Origin of the sequence: Dictyoglomus sp., from assembly GCF_049968615.1 — a bacterium.
Classification (GTDB): Bacteria; Dictyoglomota; Dictyoglomia; order Dictyoglomales; family Dictyoglomaceae; genus Dictyoglomus; species Dictyoglomus turgidum.
The window spans coordinates 1-12,071 of record NZ_JBMFQK010000019.1; the positions used below are offsets into that span (position 1 = coordinate 1).

Consider the following 12,071-nt stretch of genomic DNA (forward strand, 5'->3'; position numbering starts at 1 on the left):
GGCAAGAAGAAAAGCAGGATGGGGTATCCTTAAGCAGGTTGGGATTGGAAACGGACCTTTTGGAAGGTATACCATAATAGGTCCACCGGCTTCAGAAAGAGAAACTCTCTCATCAATCAATTGGGATAATCCCAGGGCAACTCCATCTGCTGCTAAATCTTCTGAAACTGCAAAAGAACAGCTTTTGAGAACTGCATACTTCTCCAAAATGGCTGAAACATTCCTTCAATCTGGAGACCTTGAAGCAGCAAGATTCTATGCAGGGCTTGCCTTTGAAGGTGGAGCAAACTCGCCAAGAGTAATAGAATACAGACCTCCAAAAGAACTTCTTGATGCCATGGATAGCAAAAAGGCAGCAGAGCTAAACAAGCAACTTACCAAGTATAGCACTTTTTACAGGCTTGCTATGCCAAATTTTGAAAAACTACAGACTATTTTTACAGAACTTGAGCAGGTAAAAATTAAAAAAGAAGAATTAGAGAAAACAATAAAAGAAATTGAAACTCAGATCAAAGAGATAGAGGCAAAAAAACAAATAGCGGAGACCCCGGAGAAAAAAGTAGAAACTGATAACCTTCTTGCAAAGGCACTGGCTTTAAAGCAACAGGCAGAGGCTGAATATCAGGAGGCTTTGCAAAATGAGCAGAGGCTTTTAAATGAGAAACAGGTCATTGAAAGCAGGATAAATGAATTAAAAGCAAACGCATTGGCAAATGAAAAGAAATGAAAACAATAACAAATTCTTATCGTAAAGCATTTATTTACATATTTTGTCTGAGCATTTTATTGATAGCCAATATTTTATGGGCTCAAGAAAATAAGAATTTACCGCCAAAAAGATTTGTCCTGATGGTAAATTCAATTATTCCTGATGCTCCTGCTGAGAAAGCTGGTATTGCGGTCGGTGATATTATCTACTCTTTGAACCACAGATTGTTTTATGACAAAGAGACGACTTCTCTCGCGGAAGAATTTGTTATCTATCTTAAGTCGTTGCCCTCAGGTGATCATAATTTAGTAATTTTAAGAAAAGGAGAGAAAATTAAAGTCTCCATTAAACTTCCTCCTTCTTCAACTTCTCCAAGATTAGGCATTAGCATGGAAGTCTTAGAAAATGACCCTCAAATTTATTTTGATAAGGCTATTGACGCACTAAAAAGGGCTACAACACGGGATGATTTGAGAAAAGTAGTCAATCTATTTGAAAAAACTAAGGCACTATCTCCAACCTGGCCTGATGTATATCATAATCTGGGTTTAATTTATGAAAAACTTGATTACTATGACAAGGCTGCAGAAAATTTTACAGAATATTTGAGATATGCTTTAAGAGAAAATTCACCAGATGTTGAAAACATTGCTATGGCTATAAATAGAAATAAAAGAAAGTATGAAGTATTAGAAAGTGTAAAATCCAAGATGGTATATAGTACTTGGATTCTTATTAAGCAAGTTCCTCCAGGCAAGATAGGAGTCTCTATTAAAAAATTCAAACTTGATAAATCAGGTAGAATCTGGATGATGAATCCCTTAACTGAATTAACTGAAACCAAAATTGAGGGGTCGTTACAAGCAATTGTGGAAAGAAATATAAGAGAACATCCTATGTTCCCTGTAGAATTTGATGGAAGATTTTTTGAAATCAGAAGTTTTTATATATGGATAATTGAACATAAACTACCAACAGGACTTTGGCAAAAATTCTTCTATCCTGTGTATGAAATGTATAGAGGAGAAATAGATTTAGATTCATCCTTTCCCATAATAAAAATAAGATATTTTAGTAAAAATCGTGATGATGAGAAATACAATAGCTTTGATGAGGCACTAAATAAGACATTTCAAAAATTGAAAGAATATAAATTTGATGAGATGGAGGACTTTAAATATGAACTTCATTATCGTCTTGAATAGGAGGGTAATATGCTAAGAATTTATAAAATTTTAACTTTAACTATTTCTCTATTCCTTTCATTTGATTATGTCTTTGCTCAACAGTATTGTATCTACCAAAGAGATTTCAACCAGTGGCTATGTAACAATGTAAGAGGTGCTCAGCAAGCCTGTTATGCTCCGGATTATGTTGGAAATTTCCCTGATTATAATTCTTGTGAAAATGCAAGAAAAAGTGCCCTTCCTTATGATGTTCGTTGGCAGAGAATGTCAAGATGTGTTCCCTGTGGATCATCAAGAGAGCCTTCTTCTCAACAACCTCAACCTGAACCAAGAAATTCAGAACAGGAAAAGCTGGTAGAAGAAGCACGAAGAGAAGCTCAAAAACAACAGGATGCCAGAGAACAATATGTTAAATCTCTTCTACAGGAAAAAGAACAAAAGAATAGGGAATTTAAAGAAGAGGTCTTTAAGTTAAGTAGCCAAATGAAAACCTCTCCTCCACCTATGAACTCATTCCAAAAAGAACAATACAAGAAAGCTCTTGAGCAGGCATATTGTGCAGCCTATACTTCAATTAAGGCAGCAGAAATGGCTCTTCAAGGTAAGTTTGAAATTTCAAAAAATCTTATTACAGACCTTGAAAATATAAAAGCAACTGCTGGAGCAGGTTTTGATACTGAATATAGCGGTAAATTGTTATCATCTTGCCCTAAGGATATAAACTTCAAAATACCGGATGTCCGAATGTCTATAGAAAAGGACCCTCAATATGTAAAATATATTGAAATAACAAAAAATGTGCAGGCTTTGATTCCAAAGATAGAGGCAAACTTTAATGAACTGCAAACAATTCAAGAAAAGAAGGAGCAAGCCAAAAAAAAGATAAAAGAAGTTGAAGCAAAGATTGAGAAAGTAAAGAAAGATAAAGATAAGGCAAAAACTCAAAAAGATAAAGAAACAGATAATGACCTTCTTGCAAAGGCATTGGCTTTAAAGCAACAGGCAGAGGCTGAATATCAGGAGGCTTTGCAAAATGAGCAGAGGCTTTTGAAGGAGAAACAGGAAATAGAAAATAAGTTAGCTGAGATGAAAAACAAAATGTTAGCGGAGGAAAAGAGATGAGTGCGCCGAGTAAAGCTCATAGTATCCAGTTGGTGACCCTGTTTAAAGATGGTAATAAATGAAACAACTTAGATTGTTTGAGGAAGAAAGGGAAGTCCAACCACAGCAAAGGTTAGCAACCAGCTGTGTAGTGAACTCTGCATTCAGTGAGGTGAGGCAGAGGAGTTTGGCAGAAGATCGTTATTATGGCATAAGTGGGAATATGCCACCGATAGAGGAAGAGCGTAAACTTTCAGCAGTTCTTAAACTCCGTGAGGTATAATCCATTGCCGTTAACGAAGATATATAACTTGACCTTTACACTATTCTCTTATTGAGGAGGTATCCCTGAAGAGCCGTGTGCTGTAAATCAGCAAGCACGGTTCTGTGAGGGGCGTTAAATAACCGAAAGGAGGTTATAAAAGATGTCTACTCGACAAATGAAAATTGGTGTATACCTTATAGGACTGTTTGTTCTTTTGTTCTTATCAGGATGTGCTTCAGTTGAAGAAGCCATAAAAGGTGAGGAAAATTTTTGGAGTGGACAATACGATGAAGCAATTGAATATTTTCAAAAAATAGACCTAAACGATAAGTATGTAGGAGGATATAGTAGATTTGTAATGGGAGTGGCATTTTATAAAAAAGGAGATTACCAAAATGCTATAAAGTATCTTACAGAAGTCATAGAGAATTGTGAAAAAATTAATTGTGCAACTTGGGGAATGCTACCAGCGTGGTATTTTTGGCTTGGTAAAGCCTATTATGATACAAACAATTATAAAAAAGCTATCGAGAATTTTTCTATAGCTGCATCTATCGCGGAAGAAAGGCCAGTTCCCCCTTTTGATACTCCCAGTTGGAAGAGATGGTTTTCTCTTGTCCCCCCTAAAAATGCAATTCTATTTTGGCTTGGTAACGCTTACTATAGTAATGGGGAATATCAAAAGGCAATAGAGAGTATAAACAAATCTATTGAGTTAGATCCAAAGGGTTCTGCTGATGTTTTTTCAACGCTCGCCTTAGCTTATGGAAAGATGGGTGAATATGAAAAAGCTATCGCATCGGCAAAAAAAGCTATAGAGGTTGAACCTCAAAATACTTTTGGCTATTCAGCATTAGGTCTAATTCAAAAAAAGATTGGACAGAAATCAGAGGCTATTAAGTCATTTAAAAAAGTAATTGAACTTACTCCTGAGAGACCAGAACCATATCACCTCATTGCAAGAATTTATCTTGATGGCGAAAATTATGAAGCGGCTATAGATATTTTAAGAAAATCTTTACAACTTAATAAAGATGACTTTGAAGCCTTATTGTTACTTTCCGGAGCACATTTGGTTACTGGTAACTACCATGAAGTTCTTGATTTTTCAAGTAGGGCTATTGAGTTAAATACAATAATCGATGTTGGCATGGGAATAAAACTTAGTGCAGATAAAAGTTACCTGGAGGTAGAAAGCATTATTAACTCAGGTCCTGCTGATAGAGCGGGAATAAAGGCAGGAGATAAAATCATAAAAATTGATGGTCGGTCTACTGAAGGATGGGATGTAAATAAAGTGGTAAGCAGCCTAAGAGGGGAAGAGGGCTCAAAGGTCACTCTAACAATAGAAAGGAAGGAGTGGGATAAACCCAGGGATGTTACACTAATTAGAGAGAAGATTATATATAAACAGGCTGCTCCTGCTTTTGCTATAAGGGCTTTAGCTTACAGAGAACTGGGTAAAAAAGAGGTATTTTTGAAGGATGCAGAAATGGCTTATTCATTAAATCCCAACAATAGCTGGGCAAAATCTGCTATTGCTGTTGCATTAATTGATAAAGGGGATTATGGTCAGGCTTTGAAAATTCTTTCTACTATAAAAGATAGCCCCTTCGATAGAGTGCTCGAAGCAATAGCCTATGCAAAATCGGGAGATATAAAAAGTTCCGTTAGTATTTGTCAGGAACTTCCTGAAGATTATTTCATTACAAGAAGCAAGTTCCGCCAGAGCTATATAGCTTCCCTGCAGAATGCTTTAAAACCCTATAAAGACTCTAAACTACAAGTTGCCAAAGAGTTAGAAAAGAAAGAGCAATATAAAGAGGCTATTAAAGAATATCAAGACTATCTGAAACTTGCTGATGAAAAAGAAGCCAAAGAGGTGAGGGCCTATATTGCTGAACTTATGATGAAATATCCTCAATACTTTGCTCTTACTGAAGAAGCAAGAAAGATGGTTATAAGAGCAGAAGTATATACTTCTGAAGGGAAGTTTGAAGAGGCAATAAAAGAATATAAAAAAGCACTAAAGGAATCTCCCTTCTTTCCTGCTCTGTATAAGGCATTAGCCCTAAATTTTGCTCAGCTTAAAGATTACAAGCAGGCTATTAAAAACATGAATATTTATCTTGACCTTTATCCTGACGCACCTGATGCAAGAACTGCAAAAGACGAGATTTACAGGTGGGAATTCTTAATGGAAAAGGGGGAGTAAGTAATGGTGAGGAAAATTTTCATTTCCATTCTTCTATTTGTTATTTTATTGCCCTTTTCATCTAATTCTTTAGCCCAGGATTCCTGCAAAGATTCGCTAAGTATAGCTGATTTGAAGGAAAGACTTATTAAATTGAAAAAAATTCGTGAGGGTGCAGAAAAAGGGATTATTGATAGTGACAGAATTATGATGAAAGCCCAGGAAATTATTCTTCTGGCAAGGGCAAGAGGAGATACAAAAGCAGGCCAGGTTGCGGAAGAGGCATTAAGACGGGCAGAAAAATCAAAAAATGAGCATAGGAAAAATAAAGAAGAAGCAGAAAAAGAAATTCTAATCCTTGAGCAATACATAAATACTGCTAAACAGAATGGCCTCAATTGCATGAAAGATGTATGTAATAAATACAGGGAGCAAGTAGATCGTGATAAAATAGTATTAAAAAGATTTTTAGAAGAGGCAGAAAGAAGAAATAAAGAATGGGAAGAAAGATTGAAAGAAGTTGAAAAAGAGATAATTGAATATTATGCGGATTTAGCTTCAAATCTTCTTCCAGCAGTAAGTGCATATTTAAAAGCAGATGCTATAGCAAAGTTGAAAGTAATAATTTCAGAAGAAGTTTTAAAAAATTATAGTAATCCAGTTATAACGAAGAGGTGGATTGAGGCTTATAATAATTATGAGAAAGCCTTACAACATGTTAATGCGTTAGAAAATATTTCTTTAACTATCGATTCCATCAGATATGTCGTATCCGAGCTTCAGATTATAAAACACAACATAGACCAAGCAGAAACAGAGCTTAGAGCAATTCTTTCTGATCCAGAGTTTAAAGTTTATTTATCTGAAACAGGGCAATTTGGAGCAGGGTTAATTTTAGACAGAATAAAAGAAATTTTAGAGGGAAATCCCGAAACTCTTATAACAAATCCACGAATTGGTATAATAAATGCCATATCTAGAGGCCAGATATATGCAAATTTACTTGTTAATATTCCTTATCATGGTGTGAAAATAACTTTGATGGATGAGGAAATAGATCGTGAGTACAAACTTACTGATGAACAATTGAAGGCATTAAATACACTAACTGACCAAAATAGAAAAACTATGCAAAAAGTCAAAGATTGTGAAGAATATTCAAAAAAATACTATGATAAAAATAAATAATTCGGAGATGTAATATGTTTAAGGGATCTTTTTGCTTAGTTTTAACAATTGTTATTATAGCAACTACTTTTGTTGATGTAGCCTTTCCCTTTGGCATGAGCTGTGATGGTTCTCAGTTGAAAACCGATAGTGGTTGGGTTTTTATACCAAGTGGGCAGACAGTAGAAGTTATGATAGGTGGGGTAAGGTATAGATGTGTAGGTTGCGGTAGATGCACACCGATTTCTCAGGCGCCTTCAACAAGTGGCTATACTGGTGGATTTAGAAGCACAGGTAATTGGAAGATGGATATGATGCTGGTTTTAGTACAGAGTTTTATGCAGGGATTTATGAAGGGACTGCAAGGAGGACAAGTAGGTAAATCCTCAGTGCAAACCCATACAAGGGTTCAAGTGGATAAAGAATCTGAAGAGAGAGATCTCAAGGAATGGCAGAATGAGGTGAAAAAACAAATTGAAGAGATGCAAAAACAATATGCCTTAATGAGAGAGAATGAGTTTAAAGAAAAGAAAAATAGGTTAATAAATAAGTTAAAAGGACCTGATTCTTTATCAGATGATTCTTCATCCTTGAAGAGTCTTAAGTGTAGCGCATATTGGAGTCTTGAAGCAGCAAAGATAATATCATCGGATAATGGTGACTCATTTGAAAAGGCAAAAATATATAGCGAAAATTCGGCAAAGGCTATGCAAGGAGATCTTTCTAATTGCCCTGACATCCAAATAGGAATAGATGTTCCTGGTTCTGATAAATCCAGCATTTACAAAGCAGAATTTCAACAGGAATTACTTAAAGTTGTTACTCAAGAAATGAATGAGAGAGTGAATTTATTAAATGAAATTAAAAAGAAAAAAGATGAAAAGTCCCAGGAAGTTGTGAAAATAGAAAAAAGGATCAAGGAAATTGAGGATAAGAAAATGTTAGCTAAAAATGAAATTGAAATAAAAGAGTATAATAGTCTTCTTAATGAAGCTTTAAAATTGCTTGAAGACGCTAAAAAAGAGGAAAAAAAGGCTGATGAAGAACTTATAAAGTTGAATCAAGAAATAAAAGCAATTGTTGAAATAAACAAAACTGTTTTTAATGTAAAGGGGGTGGAGGGTAAATAATGGTAGTAAGTTTTTTGCGAAACTTATTAATTTTAATAATTAATCTATTATTATTCTTTTCATACGGATTTTGTGGTGATGCGATTTCTAATGAGGCAAGAGAGCATTTTATAAAAGGCAAGAAATTAGTTGAATCAGCTCTTTCTCCATTAAATTTTGTGGAGGCTGAAGAGGAATTTGAAAAGGCTATAGAATTGGCTCCAGATTGGGCTGAGGCATATTATAATCTCGCATTGATATCAGCAGAAATAGGAAAGCCTGTAAAGGCAATAAGATCATTTGAAAGGTATCTGGAAATTACAAAGAATCCGGCTGATAAGAGTGAGGTGCTTTTAGAGATCTCAAGACTTAAAAAGATAAGAGAAACAAAAAGAAGGATTGGACTATCTGGTATAAGCATTGTTGCAATGCAGGATGGTATATATTTAATGAATGTTTTGCCGGGCTCAAAGATTGAGAAGGCAGGTTTTAAAAGTGGTGATAAGATTATAGAGGTTAACAAAAGAAGTTCGGTAGGAATCAAACTTGAAGATTTTTACAGATTGATAGAGACACCCCTTGAAGACCCAAGACTTCAGGGTAGATTTTCAATATATGGCAAAAGGACAGGGATTGAGAATGTGGTAGGAATAACCATAATTAGAGGAGGCAGACAACAAGTTATCCCTACTTCCCTTGATGTATTTAAAAGCAATGTGTATGAGATTGAAGAGGATGAATTTGAGGATGTGGTTATTAAAAATAGTATGCCTATATTTGTAGTCTTCTGGGCAGATTGGTGCTCTTTTTGTATAAAATTTACCCCAGTGATGGAACAAATAGCTGAAAAATATAAAGGGAAGGTGGGGGTTGTAAGCATAAATATACAAAATAACAAGAAAATTTACGAAAGGTTCAGGATTCAGGCAATCCCAACCACTATACTTTTTAAAGAAGGTAAACAGGTAAGCTCTGTTACTGGATATAAGAATGAGGCTGATATAGAAAAGCTTCTAACCAATCAAAGCATTAAAGAAGATTAAAAATCAACATGGTCGATTTATAATAGAACTTAGAATCAATCAATGAGGCATGGAAACGAGAAAAGGAGGGTTTATCATGAGGCAATTGGCTATTTTCCTGATTAGTTTTATCATTCTCAACCTTATTTTCAATACTTCAGCAAGTCCAGAAAATTCTGATAAGGTGAAATCTACTAAAAAAGAAGAAAAAATCTCATTAAGCAGTGAAACCAGTGCATGTATCGCATGACACAGGATGTATACACCAGGCATTGTGGAGGACTGGCTTAAAAGCCTGCATTCAAAAACAACACCATAGGCTGGCTGAAGGGAGTTTATCCCGATAAGCGTAGTAAAATCGGAGTAATAGGCAAGTTTTTCCAAAAAACCAAATTTACTTTTAAGATCTCTTTAATTCCCTACAATCGTCCCCCATGGGCAAGGAAAACCACTCATAACTTCCTACCCCAGAAAAGGCAGGTAGTTTTTTTCTTTTTTTATCACCATCAAAGGAAATAGAGATTATCGTGTTGGGTCCTTATTAAATTATCATGTCCCCCTGATTCTTATTGATTCATCTTAGACAAGGACAGTTTCTTCCACTACTGCATTCCATAATTCTCATATTACCTTCTTCTTATATGTGTTTCGAGAACGTAAGCCCTTTTTAAAATAATCAGGTGAGTTCTAAAAAGAGGAGCTTAAAGAAGAAAAGATCTTCTGGAATTGAAATTCAAAAAGGCGAAAAAATCCTCTTGACAAGTCGGGGATGGTATATTAATTTACCAGAATTTTGGAAAAACTAAAGAGGCTGTGTCATAATTCACTTAAAATATCCCCTCCAAACAGATAAATTTATAGAAAGACACTTCAACCCTTATTATTTTTCTATTTTCTTTTTAATTTTTCCTGAATTTATCTTCTCAACCCCTTATGAACTATTCAATCCTAATAATCTCTCCTGTTTTGCTAACCCCTCTTTCAAACTTAAACCCAATTCCCTTAAATAATTCCTAATCTTTATAAAGTTATGCGCAATACACATCAAGACATATTCCCCTTTTACCTTCTTTAAACCACGCAACAAAAATTCCTTAAACCCTAAATTATAACTCATATTCCCAATCACAGGCTCAACCGGGATGTTAGAATAATTTTGTGTCTAAGGTTAGAAGAAAAGGAGGGTACAAATTGGATCAGAAGACATTTGAAATGATCAAAGACAAAGCTATTGAATCAATACTGAGGAAACATTATTGACAGACTCAAACAGGGAAAGTGCAGAATCCTGTCCCTATACTCAGGGCAAAAGCATATGACCTTTTACAACTTTTTAATATGAAATTCTACCAGGAGACACAAAATTCTTGACAAGCGCGCACTTATCTTCAATAGCTTTCTGGCAGTAGAAGCATCAAGTTTGACCTCCCTATACTTCCTTAATATAGGAAGTAATTCGCCTATTATAGGAGCAAGTCTCTTAGCACAAATAAAATCCATTATCTCCCATATCTTCTTGAGTGCTATGAATACCTTCTGGTCATAAATCCTCTGTCGTTTCCTTCTGGGTCTTCTGCCTACATCTGCAACCATTACCGTATTAGAGTTGACTCTTACCTTCCTCCCATGATTCCTTAAAAGATAAGATGCATAACAACGATCATACCCAGTGAGTGCTACAAATTCATCAAGAATTACCCCCTTCTGCTTCTTAGAGGACTTCTGATACCTCTCAGATACTATCTTCGTCAGTTTCTTCCTTTCTTCCATCGTTAACCTCATCTCTGCCTCCTGTAGACATTTTTATCAGGAGACATTATGATATTTTCATATAGATTTTTAAATGAGGCAACGATTCAGTTTCATATAGATTTTTGATGAGGCAATTCGGGTTAAAAAATAATAGTTCCTTTTTTGATATATACCAACATCATATCCAAAGAGGAGGGAGGGTGGTATATGGGTAAGAAAGGTTTATACATAATTATGTTATTTCTTTTTGCAGGGATTGTTCTGATTCTCCCTGCCTATTCCCAGAATATACCTGAGCCAAAACCCAAGATACATTGTTCCTATGATGGCAACTGGTATTCTCCTGAAGAGTATAAAATCTATTGCAAACCCCCTCAAAAACCTAGTTACTATATTGATTATTCAGAATATAATCGCTGGCTCTGCAATAATGTTCGTGGTGCTGAAAAGGCTTGCTGGGATCCCGGGAAAGGAGGTGATTTTCCAAGTTTTTCTGCCTGTGAAAGTGCCAGACGCAATGCCCTTCCTTATGATGCTCGCTGGCAGAGGATGTCAAGATGTGTTCCTTATGGCTCCACAGGTGAAGGCAGAACACAACCGAAACCGTATGAAGACTCTATGAGGGAGGAGCAAGAGAGAAGAAAGCTTATTGAAGAGCTTATGAAAACAGAGGAAGAAGCCCAACGACAGAGAGAGGCTTTGAGAAAGCTTGAAGAAGAACGGATGAGGGAACAAATATATAAAGAAAAAGATAATGCAGGAGCCATATACTTTGCAATGCTTGATGAAAGACCGCCTGTTTATTCTGCAAACCCAGAAAGATACAACAGAGCATTGCAACAGGCATATTGTTTAGCAACTCAATCAATCAAAGCAGCAGAGATGGCATTAAATGGAAATTTTGATTTATCAAAAAATCTTATGACAGATATAGAGTCTGCAAGAAATGCTTCTGAGAAGGGTTTTGATAGTCCGATAGAAAAAATTAATGACTACAAGGAAAAGATCAAAAAGGAAGAGAAAGACGACCAGCTCATAAAAGAAGCTATGAGACTAAATCAGGAGGCAGAAAAAGAATTTCAGGAGGTTACAAAAAGGGAACAAGAGCTCATAAAAGAGAAACAGGATATAGAGAACAAACTAAATGGGCTTAAAACAGCTATAAATAATATAATGGAGACTGAAAATAAATGAAAAATATGAACCAAATACTAAGGAGGTACGCTATGTTTATCATCTTCCGTGCAGACCATCCATTTATCTTCATAATTCAGCATAATAAGACAGATGCTATACTATTTATTGGGAGGGTTTATGAACCGGGTAAATAATCAGATTGCTCTAGCAAGGGGAGGAGGTCAAGGGATAAAGCCCAATAATATATATAACAAAAATTATTCACAGGAGGTTGTAAAGTGAGAAAGCAGGTGTGTCGTCCTGAATGCTACGAGTGTGCAGTAGATTGCTGGAGAGGTAGTATTTTTTTTGTTAGGTGGCTGCGTGGGAAAGTGCAGTGATGAGGAGTGTGAAACGGTATGTGAATAAACAAAAAGTATGGGGAGGGT

At 35.6% G+C, this 12,071-nt stretch carries 11 protein-coding genes and 1 pseudogene; 10 read left to right on the forward strand and 2 right to left on the reverse strand.

Annotated elements, in window-relative coordinates; translation table 11 throughout:
* The 8 genes and pseudogenes from ACP5QL_RS09135 to ACP5QL_RS09170 all read left to right on the forward strand — a co-directional run.
* Positions 1-727 (forward strand): annotated as a pseudogene (locus ACP5QL_RS09135) (hypothetical protein); the annotation flags it as partial.
* 122 nt (positions 728-849) lie between these two features.
* Complete coding sequence (locus ACP5QL_RS09140) at positions 850-1,914, forward strand: PDZ domain-containing protein (protein WP_428127240.1); 1,065 nt, start codon at positions 850-852, stop codon at positions 1,912-1,914.
* Between the two features lie 9 nt (positions 1,915-1,923).
* Positions 1,924-3,018, forward strand: a complete 1,095-nt coding sequence (locus tag ACP5QL_RS09145) for a hypothetical protein (protein WP_428127243.1) — start codon at positions 1,924-1,926, stop codon at positions 3,016-3,018.
* A gap of 404 nt (positions 3,019-3,422) precedes the next feature.
* Complete coding sequence (locus ACP5QL_RS09150; protein ID WP_428127246.1) at positions 3,423-5,477, forward strand: tetratricopeptide repeat protein; 2,055 nt, start codon at positions 3,423-3,425, stop codon at positions 5,475-5,477.
* Positions 5,478-5,480: 3 nt separating this feature from the next.
* Entirely contained in the window at positions 5,481-6,644 is a 1,164-nt protein-coding gene (locus tag ACP5QL_RS09155; protein WP_428127251.1) for a hypothetical protein, read from the forward strand.
* Positions 6,645-6,658: 14 nt separating this feature from the next.
* A complete protein-coding gene (locus ACP5QL_RS09160; protein WP_428127254.1) occupies positions 6,659-7,753 on the forward strand; it encodes a hypothetical protein in 1,095 nt (364 codons plus the stop codon).
* Positions 7,753-8,775 carry a thioredoxin domain-containing protein gene (locus ACP5QL_RS09165; RefSeq protein WP_428127257.1) on the forward strand — a complete coding sequence of 341 codons (1,023 nt, stop codon included), beginning with the start codon at positions 7,753-7,755 and terminating at the stop codon, positions 8,773-8,775. Before ACP5QL_RS09160 ends, ACP5QL_RS09165 begins: the two co-directional genes overlap by 1 nt.
* A 76-nt stretch (positions 8,776-8,851) precedes the next feature.
* The gene (locus ACP5QL_RS09170; protein WP_428127259.1) at positions 8,852-9,004 is read left to right on the forward strand and encodes a hypothetical protein; all 153 of its coding nucleotides are present in this window, start codon (positions 8,852-8,854) and stop codon (positions 9,002-9,004) included.
* Positions 9,005-9,685: 681 nt separating this feature from the next.
* On the opposite strand, the gene ACP5QL_RS09175 is transcribed toward ACP5QL_RS09170, so the two are convergent.
* Both ACP5QL_RS09175 and ACP5QL_RS09180 read right to left on the reverse strand, forming a co-directional pair.
* The gene (locus ACP5QL_RS09175; protein WP_428127274.1) at positions 9,686-9,898 is read right to left on the reverse strand and encodes a transposase; all 213 of its coding nucleotides are present in this window, start codon (positions 9,896-9,898) and stop codon (positions 9,686-9,688) included.
* Between the two features lie 179 nt (positions 9,899-10,077).
* Positions 10,078-10,536, reverse strand: coding sequence for a transposase (locus ACP5QL_RS09180; protein WP_428127262.1), 459 nt, complete (start codon positions 10,534-10,536; stop codon positions 10,078-10,080).
* Between the two features lie 177 nt (positions 10,537-10,713).
* Between ACP5QL_RS09180 and ACP5QL_RS09185 the strand changes: the two genes are divergently transcribed.
* Both ACP5QL_RS09185 and ACP5QL_RS09190 read left to right on the forward strand, forming a co-directional pair.
* On the forward strand, positions 10,714-11,700 hold the full coding sequence (locus tag ACP5QL_RS09185) for a hypothetical protein (protein ID WP_428127266.1): 987 nt from the start codon (positions 10,714-10,716) through the stop codon (positions 11,698-11,700).
* Positions 11,701-11,732: 32 nt separating this feature from the next.
* Complete coding sequence (locus ACP5QL_RS09190; protein WP_428127269.1) at positions 11,733-11,837, forward strand: serpin family protein; 105 nt, start codon at positions 11,733-11,735, stop codon at positions 11,835-11,837.
* The last annotated feature ends 234 nt before the right edge of the window (positions 11,838-12,071 follow it).

What these genes read in the sequence shown, in the direction of transcription:
- ACP5QL_RS09185 (WP_428127266.1), top strand. Translation starts at nt 10,714, where the DNA reads ATGGGTAAGAAAGGTTTATACATAATTATGTTATTTCTTTTTGCAGGG.
- ACP5QL_RS09180 (WP_428127262.1), bottom strand. Translation starts at nt 10,536, where the DNA reads ATGAGGTTAACGATGGAAGAAAGGAAGAAACTGACGAAGATAGTATCT.
- ACP5QL_RS09155 (WP_428127251.1), top strand. Translation starts at nt 5,481, where the DNA reads ATGGTGAGGAAAATTTTCATTTCCATTCTTCTATTTGTTATTTTATTG.
- ACP5QL_RS09170 (WP_428127259.1), top strand. Translation starts at nt 8,852, where the DNA reads ATGAGGCAATTGGCTATTTTCCTGATTAGTTTTATCATTCTCAACCTT.
- ACP5QL_RS09145 (WP_428127243.1), top strand. Translation starts at nt 1,924, where the DNA reads ATGCTAAGAATTTATAAAATTTTAACTTTAACTATTTCTCTATTCCTT.
- ACP5QL_RS09165 (WP_428127257.1), top strand. Translation starts at nt 7,753, where the DNA reads ATGGTAGTAAGTTTTTTGCGAAACTTATTAATTTTAATAATTAATCTA.
- ACP5QL_RS09190 (WP_428127269.1), top strand. Translation starts at nt 11,733, where the DNA reads ATGTTTATCATCTTCCGTGCAGACCATCCATTTATCTTCATAATTCAG.
- ACP5QL_RS09160 (WP_428127254.1), top strand. Translation starts at nt 6,659, where the DNA reads ATGTTTAAGGGATCTTTTTGCTTAGTTTTAACAATTGTTATTATAGCA.
- ACP5QL_RS09140 (WP_428127240.1), top strand. Translation starts at nt 850, where the DNA reads ATGGTAAATTCAATTATTCCTGATGCTCCTGCTGAGAAAGCTGGTATT.
- ACP5QL_RS09150 (WP_428127246.1), top strand. Translation starts at nt 3,423, where the DNA reads ATGTCTACTCGACAAATGAAAATTGGTGTATACCTTATAGGACTGTTT.